At 39.9% G+C, this 23,311-nt stretch carries 21 protein-coding genes; 13 read left to right on the plus strand and 8 right to left on the minus strand.

Going from position 1 to position 23,311, the window contains the following annotated elements:
* Nucleotides 1-20: 20 nt before the first annotated feature.
* Nucleotides 21-929 carry a LiaI-LiaF-like domain-containing protein gene (locus tag M472_RS27390; protein ID WP_021069035.1) on the minus strand — a complete coding sequence of 303 codons (909 nt, stop codon included), beginning with the start codon at nucleotides 927-929 and terminating at the stop codon, nucleotides 21-23.
* A 214-nt stretch (nucleotides 930-1,143) separates the two neighbouring features.
* Here M472_RS27390 and M472_RS27395 point away from each other — a divergent pair, with 214 nt between their 5' ends.
* The 3 genes from M472_RS27395 to M472_RS27405 are packed head-to-tail and all read left to right on the plus strand — an operon-like array spanning nucleotide 1,144 to nucleotide 3,597.
* On the plus strand, nucleotides 1,144-1,878 hold the full coding sequence (locus tag M472_RS27395) for an MlaE family ABC transporter permease (RefSeq protein ID WP_021069036.1): 735 nt from the start codon (nucleotides 1,144-1,146) through the stop codon (nucleotides 1,876-1,878).
* Between the two features lie 11 nt (nucleotides 1,879-1,889).
* On the plus strand, nucleotides 1,890-2,645 hold the full coding sequence (locus M472_RS27400; protein WP_021069037.1) for an ABC transporter ATP-binding protein: 756 nt from the start codon (nucleotides 1,890-1,892) through the stop codon (nucleotides 2,643-2,645).
* A gap of 52 nt (nucleotides 2,646-2,697) precedes the next feature.
* A complete protein-coding gene (locus tag M472_RS27405; RefSeq protein ID WP_021069038.1) occupies nucleotides 2,698-3,597 on the plus strand; it encodes a class I SAM-dependent methyltransferase in 900 nt (299 codons plus the stop codon).
* A 37-nt stretch (nucleotides 3,598-3,634) separates the two neighbouring features.
* Here M472_RS27405 and M472_RS27410 read toward each other — a convergent pair whose 3' ends face one another.
* The 5 genes from M472_RS27410 to M472_RS27430 all read right to left on the minus strand — a co-directional run bounded on the left by M472_RS27410 (nucleotide 3,635) and on the right by M472_RS27430 (nucleotide 9,743).
* The gene (locus tag M472_RS27410) at nucleotides 3,635-5,413 is read right to left on the minus strand and encodes a hypothetical protein (RefSeq protein WP_021069039.1); all 1,779 of its coding nucleotides are present in this window, start codon (nucleotides 5,411-5,413) and stop codon (nucleotides 3,635-3,637) included.
* 108 nt (nucleotides 5,414-5,521) lie between these two features.
* A complete protein-coding gene (gene purU / locus M472_RS27415) occupies nucleotides 5,522-6,367 on the minus strand; it encodes a formyltetrahydrofolate deformylase (protein WP_031301371.1) in 846 nt (281 codons plus the stop codon).
* 75 nt (nucleotides 6,368-6,442) lie between these two features.
* Nucleotides 6,443-8,296 (minus strand): DNA topoisomerase IV subunit B, encoded by a 1,854-nt coding sequence (locus M472_RS27420; protein WP_021069041.1) that lies wholly within the window; start codon nucleotides 8,294-8,296, stop codon nucleotides 6,443-6,445.
* 91 nt (nucleotides 8,297-8,387) lie between these two features.
* Nucleotides 8,388-9,179, minus strand: a complete 792-nt coding sequence (locus M472_RS27425; RefSeq protein ID WP_021069042.1) for a DUF3575 domain-containing protein — start codon at nucleotides 9,177-9,179, stop codon at nucleotides 8,388-8,390.
* 63 nt (nucleotides 9,180-9,242) lie between these two features.
* Nucleotides 9,243-9,743, minus strand: a complete 501-nt coding sequence (locus tag M472_RS27430; protein ID WP_021069043.1) for a cupin domain-containing protein — start codon at nucleotides 9,741-9,743, stop codon at nucleotides 9,243-9,245.
* Between the two features lie 171 nt (nucleotides 9,744-9,914).
* On the opposite strand from M472_RS27430, the gene M472_RS27435 reads away from it, so the two are divergent.
* The 9 genes from M472_RS27435 (at nucleotide 9,915) to atpG (ending at nucleotide 18,137) form a co-directional block, all read left to right on the plus strand.
* A complete protein-coding gene (locus tag M472_RS27435; protein WP_021069044.1) occupies nucleotides 9,915-12,122 on the plus strand; it encodes a helix-turn-helix domain-containing protein in 2,208 nt (735 codons plus the stop codon).
* A 107-nt stretch (nucleotides 12,123-12,229) separates the two neighbouring features.
* Nucleotides 12,230-12,457, plus strand: coding sequence for an AtpZ/AtpI family protein (locus M472_RS27440; protein WP_021069045.1), 228 nt, complete (start codon nucleotides 12,230-12,232; stop codon nucleotides 12,455-12,457).
* 96 nt (nucleotides 12,458-12,553) lie between these two features.
* A complete protein-coding gene (locus M472_RS27445; protein ID WP_021069046.1) occupies nucleotides 12,554-12,961 on the plus strand; it encodes a hypothetical protein in 408 nt (135 codons plus the stop codon).
* Nucleotides 12,962-13,048: 87 nt separating this feature from the next.
* Nucleotides 13,049-14,125, plus strand: coding sequence for a F0F1 ATP synthase subunit A (gene atpB / locus M472_RS27450; RefSeq protein ID WP_021069047.1), 1,077 nt, complete (start codon nucleotides 13,049-13,051; stop codon nucleotides 14,123-14,125).
* A 35-nt stretch (nucleotides 14,126-14,160) separates the two neighbouring features.
* The gene (gene atpE / locus M472_RS27455; RefSeq protein WP_021069048.1) at nucleotides 14,161-14,352 is read left to right on the plus strand and encodes an ATP synthase F0 subunit C; all 192 of its coding nucleotides are present in this window, start codon (nucleotides 14,161-14,163) and stop codon (nucleotides 14,350-14,352) included.
* Nucleotides 14,353-14,455: 103 nt separating this feature from the next.
* Nucleotides 14,456-14,956 carry a F0F1 ATP synthase subunit B gene (locus M472_RS27460; RefSeq protein ID WP_021069049.1) on the plus strand — a complete coding sequence of 167 codons (501 nt, stop codon included), beginning with the start codon at nucleotides 14,456-14,458 and terminating at the stop codon, nucleotides 14,954-14,956.
* Nucleotides 14,957-15,002: 46 nt separating this feature from the next.
* The gene (gene atpH, locus M472_RS27465) at nucleotides 15,003-15,548 is read left to right on the plus strand and encodes an ATP synthase F1 subunit delta (RefSeq protein ID WP_021069050.1); all 546 of its coding nucleotides are present in this window, start codon (nucleotides 15,003-15,005) and stop codon (nucleotides 15,546-15,548) included.
* A 56-nt stretch (nucleotides 15,549-15,604) separates the two neighbouring features.
* Entirely contained in the window at nucleotides 15,605-17,179 is a 1,575-nt protein-coding gene (gene atpA, locus M472_RS27470) for a F0F1 ATP synthase subunit alpha (protein WP_021069051.1), read from the plus strand.
* A 79-nt stretch (nucleotides 17,180-17,258) separates the two neighbouring features.
* Nucleotides 17,259-18,137 carry an ATP synthase F1 subunit gamma gene (gene atpG, locus M472_RS27475; protein ID WP_021069052.1) on the plus strand — a complete coding sequence of 293 codons (879 nt, stop codon included), beginning with the start codon at nucleotides 17,259-17,261 and terminating at the stop codon, nucleotides 18,135-18,137.
* 118 nt (nucleotides 18,138-18,255) lie between these two features.
* Here atpG and M472_RS27480 read toward each other — a convergent pair whose 3' ends face one another.
* Nucleotides 18,256-21,168, minus strand: a complete 2,913-nt coding sequence (locus M472_RS27480) for an alpha/beta hydrolase family protein (protein ID WP_021069053.1) — start codon at nucleotides 21,166-21,168, stop codon at nucleotides 18,256-18,258.
* A 166-nt stretch (nucleotides 21,169-21,334) separates the two neighbouring features.
* The gene (locus M472_RS27485; RefSeq protein WP_021069054.1) at nucleotides 21,335-21,931 is read right to left on the minus strand and encodes an RNA polymerase sigma factor; all 597 of its coding nucleotides are present in this window, start codon (nucleotides 21,929-21,931) and stop codon (nucleotides 21,335-21,337) included.
* A gap of 170 nt (nucleotides 21,932-22,101) precedes the next feature.
* Here M472_RS27485 and M472_RS27490 point away from each other — a divergent pair, with 170 nt between their 5' ends.
* The gene (locus M472_RS27490; RefSeq protein ID WP_021069055.1) at nucleotides 22,102-23,241 is read left to right on the plus strand and encodes a FecR family protein; all 1,140 of its coding nucleotides are present in this window, start codon (nucleotides 22,102-22,104) and stop codon (nucleotides 23,239-23,241) included.
* Nucleotides 23,242-23,311: the final 70 nt, after the last annotated feature.

A 23,311-nucleotide genomic window follows, 5' to 3' on the forward strand; every position in this document is an offset into this window, starting at 1 on the left:
CAAAGTTAGTTATTTGTGGGTTAATATCTATTTATCTTTAGAGAATTAGCAGCACCTGTGATTTTGATGATGTACTTGTTGGAGGCAGTGTCATAATTGTCGGTCTGCTGTGCATCATCTTTCTTATGAAAGCCTTCGAATTTTTTGGACGTGAGTATGCTTTCCATCTCTAGCCTGCAGGCTGCGTCTTTCGGAATATTGATTTCGCAACTCGATGCTGCGGTATTTATTTCCAGGTTAGATTCTTCTGTCTGTGGCATATCAAATGTCAGCTTTAAAGATGCTGCACCTGCATTGATTTCCATTTTTTCAATTTTGTGTTTGCTAAAATCTCCGGTAAAACTAGCTGCTCCCATATTGATGGTTAGATCCCAAATAGGAGATTCATGCAGGGCCAACTGTATTTTGTTCTGTTGGTTGTTTTCGTGCTTTATGACGGAGCTCAATTCCAGTCGTGGATGTAGGCTATCTCCATTATGCTCTAATTTCAGGCCTACGTTTCCATTGGGACTTGCTGCCTTCAATAATTGGGTAGATGGGCTTCTGTCTAGGGTGATCGAGCTAGCACCAATATTGAATTCTAAAGCAGCTCTCTCGGTACCTGAAACAAATGCAGCCTCTACTATGGAAGCGGTGCCTAAAGTGTCGGCAGAAGAGCTATAATTGACATGGTTGCCAAAGTTGAATCGTTCGGTCGAGGTCATCCCTTTATAACCTAAGAAAAGACAGAGACAGATATTGATTGCACTCAAGATAAAAATACCGTGAGGTCTATTCTGGAATATAAGGTTGGCTCCAATGGCAATAATAAGTAGTGGCCAATAGCGAATAAGTGCCCAGAAATTAAAATCTATAACATCAAAATTATGGAGCAAAGCTATAATACCGAAAAATATAAACCAGATGCCCGTTGAAATTTTACCTTTCATATTGCGAATAAATATAGTATTAAACTTTCTTATCTACTACAAATGTACTGTGCTATTTTGAACTTGTACAATAGAATAGTGCCGTTAGAGTATAAAATTCGGTAAATTAAAAGGTTTAATCGGTGAATGAAGAAGTCTCGATAATAAAACGGATAAAAAGAAATGAACTTTTTACTATTAATATGTATTTTAGCATAAATAGTAGATAGCAAATATGTTTTTTTATCATTTTGGAGAATACGTGCTTTTGCTGAAGAAGGTTTTTAAAAGACCGGAAAAGTGGAAGATTTACTGGAAAGAGACTTTACATGAAATGAATGAGATTGGGGTGGGCTCGGTAGGGCTTATCGTTATTATCTCTACATTTATTGGAGCAGTCATGACGATGCAGATCGCATTCCAGTTGGTATCGGACCTAATCCCGAGTTCGGTCATAGGACAAATCAATAGAGATTCTAATATTTTGGAGTTGGGGCCAACCATATCCGCGCTAGTGCTTATGGGTAAAGTGGGTTCGTCGATCTCTTCTCAGATAGGGTCGATGCGTGTCACGGAACAGATTGATGCATTAGAAATCATGGGGATCAATGCTGCGGGTTATTTAATATTGCCCAAATTGATCGCTGGGGTAATCATGGTGCCGGTTCTTGTGACGATAGCTATTTTCTGTGCTATAGTCGGAGGACTCCTTGGAGGTGCTTTGACTGGTGCTGTGACGCCTAACGAATACATTATGGGGATTCAGAGTGAGTTTAGGGGATTTACGATCGTAGTGGCAATGGTGAAGGCATTTTTCTACGGATTTATTATTACTACGGTGCCAGCACATAAGGGGTTCCATGTACGAGGCGGAGCACTTGAAGTAGGACAGGCGGGAACAAAAGCTGTTGTCATTGGTTGTATTGCTATTTTGGCCAGTGATTATATCATCACAGCATTAATGTTATAAGAAGACTTTATATGATCGAAATACAAAATATTCATAAGGCCTTTGGTAGTAATGTCGTATTGACTGGAATAGACGCTGTTTTTGAACCAGGAAAGGTAAGTCTTATTATCGGGGGATCTGGCTCGGGCAAGAGCACGCTTTTAAAGTGTATCGTGGGGCTGCATCAACCGGAACAGGGAAAAGTTTTTTTTGATAAAAAGGAGTTCACACATATGGACTTTGAGGAGAAGATCCCTATTCGTAAGGAAATCGGGATGCTTTTTCAAAACTCAGCACTATTTGACTCGATGACGGTAGAGCAAAATATCATATTCACGTTGGATATGTTTACCGAGATGTCTAAATCGGAGAAAATAGATCGTGCTAATTTTTGTTTGGAGCGTGTTAATCTAGCTGGTAAAAACAACCTATACCCTGCGGAATTGTCAGGTGGGATGAAGAAAAGGGTAGGTATAGCCAGGGCCATCAGCATGAGTCCCAAATATCTTTTCTGTGATGAGCCCAATTCGGGATTGGATCCTGCTACCGCTATTTTGATTGATGAGCTTATTCAGGACCTCACGCAAGAGTATTCCTGTACTACTATTGTCGTGACACATGATATGAATTCGGTAATGGGGATAGGAGAGTATATTCTGTTCCTGCATAAAGGACAGAAATTTTGGGAGGGATCTAATCAAGATATGTTGAATTCGGATACGAAGGAGTTGAATGACTTTGTATTCGCCAGTCCGTTGATGAAAGCAGCAAGACAGGTTATAAAATAATCTGATTTTTACGAGTTTTGATTACCTTTGCCCCACATTAAATATTAGTATTTTGTCTACAGCTACACACATACAGTTATTAACACCACAACATTGGAAAGATTATGAGTTGATTGATTGTGGGGATTTCGAAAAATTGGAACGTTTTGGTGATTATATTTTAATCCGACCAGAACCACAAGCAGTATGGCCAAAGGCCTTGGGGGACGCTGAATGGGAAAAGAGATATCACATCAAATTTAAAGGTCGTTCTGCGACAAGCGGTGAATGGCTAAGAAAGGATCCCAAAGGTGCCGATAGATGGCATATCAGTTATAAGAATCAGGATGTAGCTATCAAGTTTCGCTTAGGATTGACTTCTTTCAAACATGTTGGGATATTTCCAGAACAGGCTGTTAATTGGGATTATATCTCGGAAAGTGTTAAATCCTTTAAAACTCCCAATCCGAAAGTGCTGAACCTTTTTGCGTATACCGGAGGTGCTTCTCTGATTGCAAAAGCGGCTGGTGCGGATACAACACACGTTGATTCGATCAAACAGGTCGTTACATGGGCAAATGAGAATCAAGAACTTTCGGGACTTTCGGATATTCGTTGGGTCGTAGAAGATGCCCTGAAGTTTGTAAAAAGAGAGTTGAAACGGGGAAATACCTATAATGGTATTATTTTAGATCCTCCTGCTTATGGTCATGGACCAAAGGGTGAGAAATGGAAATTGGAGGACCATATCAGGGAAATGATGCAGGATGTGGTCAAGCTTTTGGATCCACAGGAGCATTTTTTGATATTAAATACCTATTCCTTAGGTTTTTCTTCGGTAATCGTAGAGAATCTAATCCGTACTTCTTTTCCGAAGGTAGAGAATCTAGAAATTGGGGAGCTATACCTGCAGGCTACTGCAGGGCCTAAATTACCTCTCGGAGTCTTTGGTAAATTTAGAAAGCTAAAATAAAACAAAAGAGGCCATGTTAATGGCCTCTTTTGTTTTATTAAAGTGCTGTAATGCGTATGAGACTATCTCTGAGTTCTGTTAACAACTCTGCCCGTTGCACATCGTTGTCTATGGGATAAAGCTGAAGAGCGATACTTTCGTAATAGGTGATACCACGAAGTAGTTCTTCTTTGAACTTGGTGACAAATTTTTCTTTTTTGTCATCCATCTGGAATTCGTTGTCTTGAAGATATTGTTGCAGATGCTCAATATATAAATGTAGTTCATTGACGAATAACGATGATCTGTTGGAATGAGCTAATAGATCCTTCCGTCCATAAATATGATCTACCATATCCTGTAGACTGTATATGTCATTGAAATAAGCGGTATTAGGTCCAGGACAGATTGCTACAGCGTCGTCTTCTTTACGTTGTAGTATATTATATTTTAGGTAAGCAGAAGTGGCTAGTCCTTCACAAAGACATGTTTTTTCGGTGATTGCTTCTAGTTTTTTTTGATAGTCAGCACTTTCAGTGTCAAAAAGTTCGAGCTCTTTTAGTTTAGTGTATTGGTAGACCCGGGATGCGGTACAGATAGGTTCATCCGAATATTCTGCATTGGAAATGAGATATTTTTTTGTGCAGGGTGCTCCTGGACGTCCTTTTTGTATACGTTGCAGTCGATTCAGTTCGGCACTGCTTTTTCTGAAATTGTTGAATGGTACCCCTAATGGAGACGCTCCGCTGACATAGAAATCGTCTTTCTGTGCAGAGGCTAATGCTTGTAGTGTTTGATCATCCACTGTCGTTGCCTCGGGCACCAATAAGAAAGGGGAACCCCATCCTGCCGATTCTAGGCCATAATAGTTCAGTAGAAAAGCATGTTCTGCCGATGTGCCTATTCCTCCCTGGGCTGTAATTACTAGCGAAGGACAAGTATCAATGGTATAACCTTTGGAATGTAGGCTGTCACGATAAAGAGAGTAAAGCTCTTGTTGTAAAAAACCTTTGTTTTTTTTGAACTCTTCCAATATTGGGCCGAGGAGAAGACCATCCGTAGCGAAAGCATGTCCTCCGCAGTTGAGGCCAGACTCGACTCGGAATTCAGAAATCCATATTCCTTTTTTGGCTAAGAACTTCGCTTGTATCAATGCCGACCGATAGTCGGATACTTTCAATATAACACGCTTTAGAAATTGTCCCTGTTTATTGGGCATGAATTGAGGAAACTCGCTAAGATAGCTGTATAGCCGAGGGTTCATACCCGCAGATAAGACGATACCTCCTTTGAGATTGCTGTGGGCAAATCCGCGTAAAGCAGCATTGGCATCGGAATACATATGTTCTAATCTGTTGCCAGCCTGATCGGTGTTGATTTTGTCTACTTTGGACATAATATTGACATGGATCTCGCCGGGATTGATATTCATCATCAGTGTAGCTTTGAGATTCGCTTTTTTATCAATATCAGTTTCTTGTATGTAGGCGTTGTAGGTCTTCTTAATATTGGAGAACTCGGGAAGCAGGTTGAAGTATTTTTTTAAGTCAGCACTGTCATCCAAGTCGGAATTTCGCAGGGAGTCTATTTGTTGATTCACAATGTCCTGTACCAAGTCTAGATAAGCTGTGATTCTTTTTGAACGGCTATCTTTCGCTTTTGGGGTTATAGGGATGTAGGGTAGACTGTTTTTTGTTGAATAGTATTCGCGCATACGCTCTATCAGTTCGTCATCTACAATAGATAGGACTGACGAGATACCGAATTGAGCGATTTTGAGCGGACTATCTATAGAAAAAGCTAGACCAAGTACAGGGAGATGAAAAGTGTGTTCCATTGCGAAATTTTGTTATGCAAATAGCCGCAAAATTTATGGAATAAAAAATGTTACACACCATCTAAAAAGATGTTTTTGGTCACTTTTGTTATGGTTTAGCTCCTATCACTAAGACTTAAAGACGATGGTTTTGTTGCCATTCAAGATTACCCGGTCCTCCATGACAAGTTGAATAGCACGTGTGAGTACGGCTTTCTCGATTTCTTTCCCTGCGGTTTTCATACGCTGTAGATCATAGCTGTGGTCGACAGACTTGGTGTTCTGTACAATGATTGGACCTTCGTCCAAATCATCGGTGACAAAGTGTGCTGTAGCTCCTATAATTTTTACTCCTCGATCGTGTGCTTGCTTGTAAGGGTTGGCACCGATGAATGCTGGTAGAAAAGAATGGTGTATATTGATAAGACGATGTTCGAACTCCTTTACAAAATTAGGGGATAGGATACGCATGAATTTGGCCAATATGATATAATCGGGAGCGTATGTTTTTATAGTATCTGTAACTTGCTGCTCAAAATCCTCCTTGGTTTTTCCTTCGTGGGAGATGTGATGAAAAGGAATGTCGAACTTTTCCGTAAAATCCTTTAACGTATCATAATTGCCTATAACAGCCTGGACCTCGCCCTGGAGTGTGTCGAAGTAATGGCGGGTCAGTATATCCGCTAGGCAATGATGTTCTTTGGTGACAAGAATGATAAGTTTTTTTCTGTGTGTTGGATTGATCTGTATCTCGGCGTTTTGCGGCAGTGTGTTGCGGAGGTCTTCCAATAGAGATTCGGTAGACTGTGGTTGACCAGAACAGACGACTCGCACAAAGAATTTATTGTTTTCCTCATCGACATACTCTCGCATGGTGATAATATTGAGCCTATGTCTGGTGATGCTGTTGGATAGGCCTGATACGAGCCCTACAGCGTCTCTACACTGTATGAGTATAAGTGTTTGGGTTTGCATGGTGGTTTTAGGTTAGGTTTAAGAGGCTGTCTCCTACATTTGCTTGATATAAACATAGGAGACAGTTTCTTGTGTTTAGCCTGCTTTTTGAGCGAGCTCTGCTTCTAGATCAATCTCTATACGGAGATTGTCTACAATATGTCGTTGCCTATCTGGTGTGTTTTTTCCCATATAGTATTCCAGTAACTGTTGTAATTTATTGTCTTTAGAGAGAATTACAGGTTCTAGGCGTATGTCTTCACCAATAAATAATCCAAACTCGGAAGGAGAGATCTCACCTAGACCTTTAAAACGGGTGATCTCAGGTTTGTTTCCCAATTTGGAAATAGCTCGTTGGCGTTCTTCGTCCGAGTAGCAATAGATGGTTTCTTTCTTGTTTCTGACGCGGAAAAGTGGCGTCTGTAAAATGGACACGTGGCCAGCTTTGACGAGATCTGGAAAAAACTGTAAGAAAAAGGTCATTAACAATAGACGGATGTGCATCCCGTCGACATCGGCATCGGTAGCGATAACAATGTTATTGTAACGTAGTCCTTCGATACCATCTTCAATATTCAAGGCATGTTGCAGAAGGTTGAATTCTTCATTTTCATATACAATTTTTTTGGTCAAACCAAAACTGTTCAACGGTTTTCCTTTTAAGCTGAAGACTGCTTGTGTCTGTACGTCACGTGATTTGGTAATAGATCCAGATGCAGAATCTCCCTCCGTGATGAAAAGAGTGGTCTCTAGGTTTCTTTCACTTTTGTCGCCAAAGTGTATTTTGCAGTCACGTAGTTTTCGGTTGTGTACGGATGCTTTCTTAGCACGTTCATTGGCTAGCTTTTTGATGCCTGCTATATCTTTACGTTCGCGCTCGGATTGCATGATACGTTTTAACAGGGCATCTGCTGTGGCCGAATCTTTATGGAGATAGTCATCTAACGCTTTTTTGACGAAGTCGTTTATGAAAGTACGTACCGTAGGGCCTTCAGGACCTATACTCTGTGAACCTAGTTTTGTCTTGGTTTGCGATTCGAAAACCGGCTCCTGCACTTTGATCGCGATAGCACCTATGATAGAAGCACGTATATCTGAAGCATCGAATTCCTTCTTGTAGAATTCACGGATCGTTTTTACAACTGCCTCGCGGAAGGCAGCTTGGTGTGTACCCCCTTGTGTGGTGTGTTGTCCGTTGACAAAAGAATAGTATTCCTCGCCATACTGCTGACCGTGTGTCATCGCTATTTCGATATCTTCACCTTTGAGGTGAATGATAGGATAGCGCATACCCTCGGTATCTACATTGCGTTCGAGCAGATCTTTTAAGCCATTTTCAGAGACGAATTTTTGCCCATTAAAGTTGATGGTGAGTCCTGAGTTTAGGAAAACATAGTTCCATATCATGTTCTCGACAAATTCAACTCTATATTTATAGTGTTTGAATATGCTTTCGTCTGGATAGAAGGTAACTGCGGTACCGTTACGCTGTGTAGTTTCTTTTTGCTCATCTTCGATGAGCTCTCCCTTGCTGAATTGTGCGATCCGGGTCGCTCCCTGTCGATAGGATTGAACGGTAAAGTTTGCAGAAAGTGCATTGACAGCTTTTGTACCGACTCCATTTAAGCCTACAGATTTCTGAAAGGCTTTACTGTCGTATTTTCCACCTGTATTGATCTTGGAGACCACATCGACTACTGAACCAATGGGAATGCCTCGTCCGTAATCTCTTACGGATACTTTATTCTCGTTGACTGTGATGTCAATCGTTTTTCCCGCCCCCATTACAAACTCATCAATAGAGTTGTCTACAACTTCTTTTAGTAAAACATAGATGCCATCATCATAGGCAGAACCGTCTCCCAGCTTACCAATGTACATACCAGGACGTAGTCTGATATGTTCTTTCCAGTCGAGGGATCGTATGCTATCTTCGTTATATGTAGTCATGTGCCGTAAAAAATATGAAGTATATACAAACTTAGATAAAATGCTTCGAATTCACGAATACATAATTAAATGTTCGTAAATATTAATGCGCTTAGAATCTATATCCAACGGAAAGAGCAGAGGTAATGCCTATGTTTAAGCCCTTGGGCCTGACGGTGACACCGGTCTGATCAACGGTATGGGCAAAGGAATAGATTGGAATGTCATCTAATTTCTCTAAAGACTTTTTGATGTCCTGTTGTATGTCTTCGGTAAGTGGATAGTTGGATTTTCCTGTCCCTTTTCCAAAAACAATTCCGTAATGGTTGCCCATTATCTTCCAATCTAGATAAATAGATTTTAACAACTGAAACTGCAACCCTACAGCTAGGCCTGCACTCAGTGTATTGAGATTGCCCGAGATAGGAATAGAGATTGATTCTGATGCTAGGGTGCCACCTACTAGGGCTTCCTGTTTGTAATATAATGTTGTGTTGGTTTGATAGCGGGTATATTTGATATAAGGAGAGGCATAGAAACGCGTGAATACGTCTCGGTCACCAAAGTAAAAACGCATCTGAGGCACGATAGAAAACTGGTTTAATCGAGCTTCTTCAACGCTTTTCTTTGAGTTTTCGTCCGTTATATTTTTGGTTAAAGAGCTTTTAAAAGGTAAGTCACGACTAGGAGTAAACGATACGTTTACCCCTAGGGATATATTGGTTTTAAAAGAACGCTCGTATTCTAGATTGAAACTTTTAAAAGCAAAATTAAATAGGTTGGTTTTGAGGAGATGATCTGTGCCTCGTTCTCCCCATTTACAATATTTTTGTCCTGTAGCCTGTAATCCCCAAATAACCAGTATTCCTAAAAAGAAGGATTTGAAATGCCAATTTCGAAACATCAGTTTAATTTAGGTTATTTGGTAATAGGGTCGTATCGTTTCATCATTGATTACAAGGTAAATCTATCGTCCAAAATCGTCTTGAACACGTACGATGTCTTCCTCATCGGATGGACTGTTGATATCGGTGTGTTGCCATATCTCTGCTATTACACCATATTCGCCAAGTCCCACCAAGCGATGACGTTCGCCTTGTGCCAGACGGATATACTGACCTTCTTTTAGAATTTTTAACTCATGCTCATCATCGTCAAGACTGGTTACTACACCGACTTCACCACGTATAACGCGCCATATCTCTGCTCTGCGATGATGATATTGCCAAGAAAGACGTTTGGATGGAGCGACGATCAATATTTTGGGGCTAAGTTTGCCTGAAATTTTTAAATCTTTAATATCTAATCCTTCAAAGTATTGATTTGCGAACTGTTGGGCTTGTGATTCGTCAATAACAAAGAAACCTCCCCATGGTCTGTTGGAGTCTATGTTTTCTATTTTGAACCCTGCATCTGTGATTTTCTTTTCAATCTGATTGAATAAGTCAGTCTTATCGATATACGTCATAGTCTTTGTTTGTATTTGTACAGGTTAAGATAATATTTAAAGCTGAAAGTACATAAAGTTAGTTCTTTTTTTTGAGATTTAGATTGTGGTAAATTAAATAGGCGTTTTTGATTTAATCTGTGTGAGAGTAGGACTTAATCTACTTCAAAAGCCTTACTTTTGTAAAATATCATGGCGCAACAATACGATAACGAAAATAAAATCTTTAAGAAAGCAGTAGCTTTTGTCAATCAAACGAATCAAAATCTGTTTCTTACAGGAAAGGCGGGGACAGGAAAAACTACATTTCTCCGTTATATTCGAGATAACTGTTATAAAAAAATGGCTATTACAGCGCCTACGGGGGTGGCTGCAATGAATGCTGGGGGAACAACATTGCACGCTTTGTTTTGGTTGCCATTTAGCGTTTTTATTGAGGATTATGCGCTCAAATGGGACGAGCAGGATCACCATATCTATAATAAAAGCCGTCTTTTCAGCACGATTAAGTTGACCAAGCAGCGACGTGCTATCTTACAGGAGCTGGAGCTTTTGGTGATTGATGAGGTCTCTATGGTTCGTGCCGACACTCTGGATGCTATAGATGTCATTCTGAAATCGGTACGTCGCGATATGCGTCCATTCGGAGGGGTACAGGTTCTCTTCATTGGGGATCTCTATCAGCTGCCACCTGTGGTAAAGGACGCTGAGTGGCAGGTGTTGCGGGAGCATTATTCCAGTATGTTCTTTTTCGATGCGAAAGTGTTGCGTAGCAGTGCATTGGTTAAGCTGGAGTTGCAACAGATATATCGTCAACAGGATACCGGTTTTATAAACGTGCTGAATAATATTCGCAATAATGAATGTACAACGGAAGACCTGGAGTTGCTGAATGGACATTATAAAGAAGGATTTGTCCCTAAGGAAGGGGAGCAATATATTACATTAACCTCACATAATCGCCTAGCCGAGCAAATTAATCAGGAAGAATTGGTAAAGCTGGCTGGCCGTATGCATAATGTGAAGGCTATCGTTAAGGATGATTTCCAACAAGGAGCCTATCCGACGGAAGAAACATTGGCGCTTAAAGAAGGGGCGCAGGTGATGTTTATCAAGAATGATGTAGGTGAAGATCGTAAGTATTTTAATGGTAAGATAGGGGTTGTCAAAGAGTTGCTGTTGGACAAAGATCAGATTGTCGTAAGTTTTAAAGATGGCACTGCAGATGTCGTGGTGAAGCGGGAGACTTGGGAGAATATTAAGTATAAGTATAATAAGGGAGAAGATAAGATCGAAGAAGAGGTATTGGGTACTTTTTCTCAATATCCGCTCCGCTTAGCTTGGGCCATAACGATACATAAAAGTCAGGGATTAACTTTTGATAAAGCGATTATCGATGCGGGTACTTCATTCGCTTCTGGACAAGTGTATGTTGCGCTGAGTCGTCTGACAGGACTTGAGGGATTGGTTTTGCGATCGAGAATTGCTGCACATTCTATACGTACAGACTATCAGGTGGTCGGCTTTATGAAGCAGCTTTTAGAAGAGGAAGAGATGGATAGGGTATTGGTGCAATGCCAGAGGGTGTTTTTAGGACAGATTTTATTGCAGAGTTTTCGGTGGACAGCATTAACAGAAGCCGTACAGGAGTTAACGGATTCATTGGTCAATCGAAATATTGATAATAAGCCTGGGGTAGAGGTTTTTATGTTGGGTTTGATGACTGCTGTAAAACAACAGGAAGCTGTCGCGCATAAGTTTGTAACTCAGCTGTATGGTATGTTGGCTAATCCTGAAGAAGTGGATTATCAAAAGATCTGTGACCGTACTTCTTCTGCTGTTCAATGGTTCTTACCTCGGATGGAAACAGAGCTGCTGGATGCTACAGCCAAGCATATCGAGGATTGGCAGGTGCGTAAACGGACAAAAAAATATATTCAGGAGCTAAAAGCGTTGCTTTTAGATTTTAAACGGAAATATGAAGTGTTGAAGCATTGCCTGACGATTGCTACGGCTTTAACCAAAGAAGAGGGATTAGAGGATCTTGTGCTGGGAGCGAATGTGGTAAAGGATGAGACTGTAGCTACTGCTGACGATGGTGACGGGAAAGAGTTAGATACGAAACAGGTCACCTTGGAGATGTATTTGGATGGTTTTGATATTGCTCAGATCGCTGCGAAACGTGGTATGGTCGAGGGAACTATTTATGGACATCTGATTCATTACGTAGGTGAGGAAATCGATGCAGAAGATTTGATTTCAACAGAAAAGCTGAATCATATTCTAACCGTATTAAAAGCTAATGAAGGTAAATCTTCTTCGGAGATTAAGATGATTCTTGGAGATGCTTACGGTTATCCCGAAATTAAGATAGGGCAAAAAGTACTGGAAAAGGAGTAGATTAATTATTACTGGTTAGTTGTCAATGGTTGATGGTGTAACAACAAGTACCCATAGTCTATTTCCAAAAGAAAATACTTAGCTTTGCGTGTTAACCTCCGAGTTGTTTGAAGGAAGAAAAAACACAAAAAAAGATTAATAAGTGGATTGTGTTCACTTCGATGCCATTTCAGATGGCAGCCACTATCTATTTGTGTTATTTTGTGGGAGATTGGATTGATGTACGTTTTGATTTCGATGGAGGATGGTGGGCAAAAGGATTTACGATGTTGGGCGTGATAGCTTCTTTGTATCAGGTTATTCGTCAAGCTAATAAGATTAGTAAGAGTGAATAGCCGAGTGAAGCGAGCTCATGAACCGAACGAAGTGAGTTCATGAATGTCACTAAAAGGTTAATGCTAATGAATAATTCCTTTGAATACAAACAATAGATGAATAACTATATCAAGTATATTTTAATGTTGTTGTTAGTTGCAACAACTGCTTTTTTTGCGCACTATCTGATACTGCAAGGTATGGAGTTAGGCGATTATTGGTCACGTTCAGAATATAGTTTATTAGGTTTGTATACTTTTGGTGGAGTTGGGTCTTTATTAGCGGTTATATTGATTATTTTGACCAATTGGGCTATGCCTAAAAGTCTAGGATTTGTCTTTTTGGGTATAATGACGGTCAAAGTTATAGCGGGATATATCTATGTTCGTAAGGGGTTAGGAGTGTTTGAAAACGATTTTATAGAGTTTAATTTTTTAGCAGTGTTTTTTCTGTTTTTATTTTTTGATGTTTATGTTGCCTTTCAGGCTTTGAATCAAGAAGATAGCGCTGTTGAAAAAAAATAACAAAAAGTTTGTGTCAAATGGCATTATATGACAAATAAAGTTGTATTTTTGCCCAAAATTTTTCATTATTCATATTAGTAGTCTAAAATGGTGAGTCTTAAGAGAGCAATTTTGCTTTTTACAGTAATCTTCTTTACAGTTAACCCGTTCACAGTTCGAGCTCAGGCCTCAGAAATCTCTACGCCCGAGGAGATAGATGCTTATTCCCAACATCACGTCAAAGATGATTATTACTTCTCCTTGTTCAGTCACAAGGAATCTGGAAAGCATTATGGTTTTGCTCTGCCAGTGATTTTGATTGATAATGGTTTGAAGGTATTCTCTTCTGCTGAATTTCACCACGGTGATGTAGTAGTCGAAAAAGAGGGGCAATTCTATAAATTGTACCATAGTAAGATTTATAAGACAGATGCAGCAGGCACTATAACTTATGATGAAAAAGGTTTTCCAACCAACGAAAAGCCTTGGGATTTTTCGATTACGAAGAATGTTGCTGGTTTGATTATCGCGACTATCTTGTTATTCTGGGCGTTTTTGAGTCTAGCTAAAACATACAAAAAAAGTGCTAACGCCATCCCTACTGGTATGGGACGTATTTTAGAGCCTCTTGTTATTTATGTGCGTGATGAGATGGCGCGTCCGAATATCGGTCACCGTTATAAAGAATTTATGCCGTACTTGCTTTCGGTTTTCTTTTTGATCTTCTTGTTAAATTTAATGGGGCTTACACCTATCGGTTTTAACGTAACAGGTAATATTACCATCACATTTGGTTTAGCTATCGTTACATTTTTAATCACAAACATTAAAGCAAATAAAGGATATTGGAAACATATTTTTTGGATGCCAGGTGTTCCTGTGCCATTCAAAATTTTGTTAGCACCTATTGAGTTACTAGGTATTTTTACTAAGCCTTTCTCGTTGATGCTTCGTTTGTTTGCCAATATGACAGCAGGTCACTTTGTGATCATGGGTTTTATTGCGGTCATTTATTTGTTTCAAGATCAATTGACATTAGGCGGTAGTATCGGTATCTCGATGTTGCTGACACTAATCATTTTTGTTTTAAAGCTATTGGTTTCTTTTTTACAGGCCTTCATTTTTACCATGTTATCTTCATTGTTTATAGGTATGGCTGTAGAAGAGCATCCAGAGCATCATTAATCAGAATTTTTTGTTAAATTTTATATATATACATTATGATTCCAAGTTTAGTAGGAGCAGGTTTAATTGTAATTGGTGGTGGTATTGGCCTAGGTAAAATCGGTGGTTCAGCTATGGAAGCTATCGCTCGTCAACCAGAGGCTGCCTCTAAAATTCAAACTGCGATGATCATCATTGGTGCATTAGTTGAAGGTTTGGCACTTGCTGCCCTAATCTTAGGTAAATAAGCCCAATCTGACACAGTACAGAACATCATTTGCAACGGTTGGTTGCAAATGATGTTACTTAACAAAAAAACAAAAAATAACAACAAAACATTAAACATATATAATGGACGCATTAATTCACGATTTTTCCTTCGGTTTATTTTTCTGGTTACTGATTGTATTGGTAATCGTCGTATTTTTATTGGGTAAATTTGCTTGGAAGCCTATCATTAGTGCATTAGATGAGCGTGAGCAAGGTATCTCTGATGCTTTAGCTTCAGCAGAAAAGGCTAAATTGGAAATGGCACGTCTGACTAATGAGAATGAGCAATTATTAAAAGATGCTCGTGTGGAGCGTGATGCTATTCTTCAGGAAGCAAAAGCATTGAAAGATAAGATTGTTGCTGAAGCAAAAGAAGCAGCACAGACTGAAGGATCTAAGTTGATTGAAAACGCGAAGCGTGAAATTGAAGATCAGAAGTTAAAAGCTTTGGCAGAGGTTAAGAACCAGGTTTCTTCTTTGTCTTTAGATATTGCTCGCAAAGTATTGGCGAAGGAGTTTGAAGACCAAGGTAAACAAGAGGCATTAGTTTCTGACTTGTTGAAAGACGTTAAATTGAATTAATCGGGTTCTGCTTGATTGTAATTTTTAAATTTTTAAATTTTTAAACATGTCAGTATTCAAAGTTGCTTCTAGATATGCTAAATCTTTATTGGATTTGGCAAAAGAGCAAGGTCATGTAGAGGCGGTCAAAGCCGATATAGAGCAGATAGTTGCTGTAATAAAATCGAGTTCGGAATTGCAGGCTGTTTTAAATAATCCTATTATTAAAACAGATAAGAAAGAGAAAATTTTAGTGGCTCTTTTCAATGGTAAAGTAAGACCTGAAATCATGACTTTCTTTGGGATTATGATCCGCAAAGGACGTGGCGAATTGATTTATGCTACTGCATTAGAATTCATTCGCGAGTACAACGAGTTGAATGGTATTGTTAAGGCAGAAGTACTTTCTGCGTCTGCATTGTCGGAAGCCAATATTCAAGCGTTGAAAACTGCCATCGGTCAACAGATCAATGCGGAGGTTATCTTAGTCAATAAAGTAGATCCTACATTAATTGGTGGATTTGTGGTCAAGGTAGGCGACAGACAAGTTGATGCGACCATCGCTGGCAAATTAAATAAACTAGAAAGACATTTCGTAACGCAAGGTGTTTAATCCTTGCACGAAATCGATAAAGTAATAGATTCTAAAACCCCTTATACGAAGTTAAAATGATAGAGGTAAGACCAGATGAAGTTTCGGCAATTCTAAGAGAGCAATTGTCAGGCTTTAAGTCAGAAGCCGAATTAGAAGAAGTAGGTACCGTACTACAAGTAGGTGACGGTATTGCTCGTGTTTACGGCTTAACAAAAGTTCAATCCGGAGAGTTAGTTGAGTTTGCTAATGGATTACAAGGTATTGTAATGAACTTAGAAGAAGACAACGTAGGTGTCGTACTTTTAGGCCCATCAGACGAAATTAAAGAAGGAGATACAATCAAACGTACCAACCGTATCGCATCTATTAAAGTAGGTGAAGGTATGTTGGGTCGTGTCGTAAACACATTGGGACAACCTATCGATGGTAAAGGACCAATTCAAGGCGAGACTTATGAAATGCCTATCGAGCGTAAAGCTCCAGGGGTACTTTTCCGTCAGCCGGTTACTGAGCCTTTACAAACAGGTATCAAAGCTATCGATGCGATGATTCCAGTAGGTCGTGGCCAGCGTGAGTTGGTAATCGGTGACCGTCAGACTGGTAAGACTGCGGTTTGTATCGACACGATCATCAACCAAAAAGAATTTTATGATGCAGGTCAGCCTGTATTCTGTATATATGTTGCTGTAGGACAGAAAAACTCTACAGTAGCGAATATCGTACGCGTATTGGAAGAAAAAGGTGCTATGGCTTACACTGTAGTTGTTGCAGCTTCTGCTGCAGAGCCAGCTCCTCTTCAATTCTACGCACCAATGGCAGGTGCTGCTATCGGAGAGTTTTTCCGTGATACAGGTCGCCCAGCATTGATCGTGTATGATGACTTGTCAAAACAAGCGGTAGCTTACCGTGAGGTTTCATTGTTGTTAAAGCGTCCTCCTGGACGTGAGGCTTACCCTGGAGACGTATTCTACCTTCACTCTCGTTTATTAGAGCGTGCCGCTAAAATCAACTCTTCAGACGAAATTGCTCGCGAAATGAACGATTTGCCTGAGTCTATCAAACATTTGGTAAAAGGCGGCGGTTCATTGACAGCACTTCCTATCATTGAGACACAAGCAGGAGACGTATCAGCTTATATTCCTACCAACGTAATTTCAATTACAGATGGTCAGATTTTCTTGGAGTCTAACTTATTCAACGCAGGTATCCGTCCAGCGATCAACGTAGGTATCTCGGTATCACGTGTAGGTGGTAACGCGCAGATCAAATCGATGAAGAAAGTTGCAGGTACCTTGAAATTAGACCAAGCACAGTACCGCGAGTTAGAAGCTTTCGCTAAATTTGGTTCAGATTTAGATGCAGCGACTAAAGCCGTATTGGACAAAGGGGTACGTAACGTTCAAATCTTGAAACAAGGACAGTTCTCTCCAGTTTCTGTGGAGAAACAAGTTGCTATTATCTATGCAGGTACAAAAGGATTGTTGCGTAACGTCCCTGTAGATAAAGTAAGACAGTTTGAGGAAGAATACTTAACACAATTAGAACAACGTCATCCAGAAGTGTTGTCTGCTCTTAAAGCAGGTAAATTCTCTGATGAATTGACAGATGTGTTAGAAACAGTAGCTAAAGAATTAGCTTCAAAATATTAATTAGATATGAGTATAGGGTATTGGGTATAGAGATATATACTCAATACACACTACTCAATACTCAAATCTCAATTTACATATGGCAAATTTAAAAGAAGTAAGAAACCGGATTACGTCGGTTACATCCACGCAACAGATTACCAAAGCGATGAAGATGGTATCTGCTGCGAAATTAAAACGTGCGACAAATGCGATTGTGCAGTTGCGTCCTTATGCCAATAAATTAAGAGATATTCTAGCTCAAGTATCCAGTTCTGTAGAAGGTAATGATTCTCCGTACACACAAGACCGTGTCCCTACTAAGGTATTGGTTGTTGTAGTTACCTCTAATAGAGGTTTGGCCGGAGCTTTTAATGCGAATGTTATTAAGGCAACGAATAATCTTATCTTCAGTAAATATGCGGAGCAGCATGCCCGTGGCAACCTGAGTATTGTTGCTATTGGTAAGCGTGGGCACGATTTTTTCACTAAGCGTGGTTTTAATGTCATTGGTAATCACAACGAGCTTTTCAACGATCTTAATTTTGAAAATGTTTCTAAGGTTACGGAGTACATTATGGACGAGTTTAAGGAAGGTAATATAGACCGTGTAGAAGTGGTTTATAATCAATTCCAAAATGCTGCGGTTCAAGTATTGACTTCGGAGCAGATTTTACCTTTGGTACCAGAAGAAAAAGGAGAGAACGTAGCAGAACTTGACTATATCATCGAACCATCAAAGGAAAAGATCATTGAAGAATTGATTCCTAAGGCGATCAAAATTCAAATGTATAAAGCTGTTTTAGATTCTAACGCTTCAGAACACGGAGCACGTATGACAGCGATGGATAAGGCTACAGAAAATGCAGGTGATTTATTGAAAGCATTGAAATTGTCTTACAACCAGGCGCGTCAAGCGGCAATTACTACTGAGTTGACTGAGATTGTTTCCGGTGCAGCAGCATTGTCAAACGGTTAATAAGAAAACAAACTAAGCATAAAAAAGGCGTTGAATTTTTTCAACGCCTTTTTTATGCTTAGTTTATAGCTAATAGTCGATGGCTGATAGCTATTTGCCATCAGCCATTAGGCTATTATTAAAATGCTCTTTCTTCTAAGTGTTTTTCTAAGTCCATATAATCTACGCCCTTAGACCACCAGCTTGGAGCCTCTTGTCCTTTTAAATAGTAATCAAAGTACTCCATCATACGCACTGCGTAATCTTTCTTATTGACTTCTTTCACCAAACCGTGGTTTTCACCATTGTAGGTAAGCATTACGACTGGTTTGTTAAGACGTCTTAGACCGTTGTAGTACTCGACTCCTTGTGTATAGTCCACCGCACCATCTTTATCATTGTGCATAATGATCAGTGGCGTATTGACCTTCTTGATATGGAATATAGGAGAGTTACGTGTGTAGGCTTCCCAATTGTCCCAGTATCCACTTGTAAGACGACCCTGGCTCGATTCGAAGATCGCTTGGTTCGAAGATCCCGAGTTCCAATAGATCAATGAATACATAGAGATCATATTCGTCAATGGAGCTCCTGCTACTGCTGCTTTAAAGATATTCGTCTGCGTGATCAAGAATGCCGTTTGGTAACCACCCCATGAGTGTCCATGTATAGCTACATTTTTCTCATCGACAATTCCCGTAGCGATTGCTGCTTTTACAGCTGGGATTACACATGCTACAGCAGACATACCTGGATCATTCAATTTGTATTTGATATCCGGCATTAATACCGCGTAGCCATTGCTGTTGTACATCGCTCTATTGAATCCACCACCAGGGTATCCCGGTTGCGCGTAGGTGTTTTTATCGTCTGTAAGTCGCTCGTAGATATAGGTGATCGTCGGATAAGACTTTCCTTCTACATAGTCTGCAGGAAGATAAAGAGTAGCCTGTAGCGTGTCGCCATGGTCACTCACATAAGTGATCAGTTTAGAACCTGCCGATAGGGCATATTTATCATTATTACTTCTGTTCTTAGTCAGTTGGTTCTCGGTTTTAAGGAACTTGTCTTGACTTACAAAGTATTCTGGTGCTTGATTACTGCTCTCCATGATGTAGAAGAACGTATTGCTATTTTTCACTTTGTTGATCGAGCTCATGTTCATATCATCGAGCTTTAGGATTTGCATTTTGTTTTGACCAGCAGGTAGATATGCTATTCCCTTTTGCTTAGTCTCCTGACTGAGCACGGTAAAGTACTGATCCTTTTTCAAGTCGATGTTTTCGTCATCTTCATATAGTCTGCTAACACCTCTGGTGGTGAGTTTTTTGCTCTTCCAGTCGTCCGTCAGTGTAGTAGCTGATTTGCCATCTGCAGATACCTTCCATAGATCAAAGTTGTCTTTCAATAAGACATATTTTCCATCTGCTGTCCATCCAAAGTTGCCGGTTGCGACTTTAGAAACATTATGGTCATCGTAGATGTCAATAAAAGAAGCCGCAATATTTTCGGTTATATTTTTTTGTTGTAATGTATTTACATTTAGCGTGTAGTAGTTTCCGTCGTTATAGTACAGAAGGAAGTCACTGTTTGGCGAGAACGAAAAGCCACGCGATGCATTCATGTACAATTTCTTGACCGCTAGTTTTTTAGTACCAGTCTTTACATCTACGATATATAGATCACCATATCCCTGTCCATCCAGGTTGGCCTCGTATTCATATGGACTGAAATCCAATCCGTATCCGATTGTTTGGTTTGGCGCTAGAGCGATAGATTTTATAGCGCTATCCGCTAGAGATACAAATTTGTTGGAAGCGACATTCCAAGCACTCATGATCATGAAATTCTTGTCTCTTTGCAATTGCGTGCGCTGTGCCGATTGCAAACGCTTGTCTTGCCAGTTCCAGATAATCATGTCTGGTTTTTCGAGATCTTTTTTGTTGACTTGAGGTTTCGTAGGCGCAGCTTTAGCTAGCTTTGTTTTTGTGGAATCCGTTGAAACACTATCTTTTATCGCTAGTTTCGTGTTCGTGGAATCTTTACCCAGCTCATCAATCTTCTTCTCCGTACTCTTAGGCTCTTCCGTTTTTTCAAGTTTTGCAATACCAAAGAATACCGTGCTTAAGTCTTTACTCCACGACGCTCCGGTATGTTGACTGATACCGTAGCCTGCCATAATTTGATTTTCATCTAGGCCCGAATAGGTAAATACCTCCGCTTGCTGCCCTTTTATGTTTTTAACACCGATCAACGAATATACCGGAGTTTTGTATTTTTTATCTTTTTTAGATTTCAGGAGCGCAAATGCGGTGCCTTCTTTATTCCAACTGATTTTAGAAAAATTGGCATCATCATTTTGTAGTGCACTTGTCAGTCCTGTTGTCATATCCATCAAGAATATACCGTTACCATTTTTGTTATTGGCATCGATGGTATAAGCAAGGTACTGACCGGATTTGTTGAATTTGTAGTCGCTGACATTACCCAGGTTAAAGCTTTTCTTGGTCAAGAGGTTGTACAAGACTAAATCTGCTCCACGGCCTGCATCTTCACCTCTCGGGGCGCCGGGGCCAGCAGGCATACCTTCAAAGCGGATAGCAACCCATTTGTTGTCATCGTTAGAAAAGTTAAAACTTTGTACTTTGTCAAAACTCAACGATGCGGTGTCTTTTAAAGCAACGATTTTAAGCTTTTTACTGCTTGGCTTTTTCGCTTTTTCATTCGCTTTTATTTCTTTAAAATTTGGTGATTCAAAGAAACCGATATATTGGCTGTTATTAGAGAAAGCGATAGGCGTGCTTTGACCGCCTATTTTGTAGTTATAGTTTAAGGTATCTTTGGTGCTTTTCAGCGTAAGGGTCAGATCTCCCTCAGAAGGTCCTGCTACATAAGCAAACCACTTACCGTCTTCAGAAGGCTGTGCTCCGTTCATTCGGATATAGTGCCACGACGGGATCTCTTGCCATGTTAATGGCTTTTTACCTTCTTGCGCCTGGGGGATAAACCACGACAGTTGACACGCCAAGAATAATAAAGTTCTTTTGTTCATTAAAAAATAAGTTAAGTATATCAGCCTCTAAATTATTGATTTTAAAGAGTTGTTTTGGTAGGAATATGGATTGTATGGAATATTTTACGATTTGTCATCCGACAGTTGTAAGATGCAAAGGAGAATAATGGGCTTACAAAGGCATTTAATCCCAAGACGTCCAAACCTATAGCATCACGATAATGACCCATAGCAAAGAAAGGGTGTGCGAAGGGTTGTCTTTTATTAAGGTGCGTAGATGTTTCAGTGCATGGGTAATCTGATTTTCTACAGTACGCTTGGATATTCCAAATTTAGCAGCGATTTCATCATTGGATAGATGGTCTATCCGACTTAACCAGAATATCTCACGGCACCGTTGTGGCAAAGGTTTTAGAGACTCGCGGAGGTTAATTTCAAAATCAATATAGCTTAGCTTTTCATCTGCGGTATTTAGTGTTTCTTCCTTTTCGACAGTTTCATAACTTTCTATATATTCTATGGGCGATAGTTTTTGAGCTTTAAGAACTTTGAAGATATGATATCGCGCAGTGACGTGGATATAATCTGCAAAGCTTTCTATCTTAAGGTGTTTTCTCCTTCGCCATAATACGACAAAAACATCATGAACGATTGTTTCAGCCGAATCAGCATGCTTTAAATAATATTCAGCCGTTTTAAAAAGCTTATGCCAGTATCGGTTGTAGAGTACAGCAAAAGCTTTCGAATCATCCTGCTCTACAGCATGCCATAATTCTTGATCGGTTACTTTGCTTTTGTACATGGGGCTACGGTGTCATTGGCTCGGTTGCTAAATTAATAAAAATCTGTCGATTTACTATTCAAATAAGTCACGGTAACGATTTTTCGATTTTTTTTAAAAAAATAATATTTCTATGTGTGTTGACGGCTGGAGATACCCTCTTTAATATTATAGACGTAACCTAAATTATAATGACACCTGAAGAATACATAGATCTGTATCAAAAATATATCGCTGGAGAATCTACCGAGGATGAAAGGAACGCGCTCTTTGCCTATAAAGATAGCTTTCAGATGCAAGATTCTACCTCGTTGGCGGATCAAAAGAAACTAAGGGGAAAGATTTATAAAAATATCCTTCATACGCTGTCCAGTACACGGACAGTAACACGGATACCTTGGTGGGGTAGATATGCGGCCACTGTAGCTTTAATACTATCAATAGGAATATACTTCTACGTACGTGATACAGACAAAGGACAACCTGTAGCTGTCTTACAAGGCAAATCCGAATCGATGACACCAGGTTTAATCGATTCGAGCACAGTGACCCTCACGTTGTCCAATGGTGCGGCGGTAGCGTTGGATGGTGCTGACAATGGACTCCTTTCTGCAAATGGGGTTACGGGGATAAAAAAACTAAATCAGAATGAGATCCAATATGATGAATCTAAAAATATTGCATTTGGGGTCCCTGCTACGAATAAGCTTTATGTCCCTAAAGGAGGGCAATATAGACTGACACTTGCGGATGGGACCAAAGTGTGGCTGAATGCCAATTCAACACTTAGCTATCCCTTAGCATTCAAAGGGTTGAATAGAACCGTAGAACTTTCTGGCGAGGCTTATTTTGAAGTAGCTAAAAATGAGAAAATGCCTTTTGTGGTCACAACGAAATCTGCAACAGTACAAGTGTTAGGAACACATTTCAATATTTCGGCTTATAGTGATGATAATGTTGAAAAGACAACGCTTATTGAAGGCCTTGTAAAAGTACTTCGTAATGATAAAGAGCTGATACTAAGTCCAGGCGAACAGAGTGTCGTACGTCATGGGCAATCTGATATTCTCCTCAAAAAGGTAGACATTCGTCAGGCTTTAGCCTGGAAAGATGGTCTTTTTGTTTTCAAGGATAATACATTGGACGAGGTTATGAAGCAGATAGCACGATGGTATGATATGGAGGTGGAATATAGGGGAACCCCAAAAGAGAATCTGATCGGCGGACTTTATTCAAAATCAAAGGGGCTTGATGAATTGCTAAAAGGTCTTGAACTGACCGGCGTCTATAAATTTAAGATAGAGGGAAGGAGGATAATTGTTATGGACTAAGTATGGACATAATAGTTTCCTGAAAAGAAGTCCCGAAAACGTTTGCACCGTCTTCGGGAATAAAAATCAG

This window comes from Sphingobacterium paucimobilis HER1398, from assembly GCF_000416985.1.
In the GTDB taxonomy this organism is placed as follows: domain Bacteria; phylum Bacteroidota; class Bacteroidia; order Sphingobacteriales; family Sphingobacteriaceae; genus Sphingobacterium; species Sphingobacterium paucimobilis.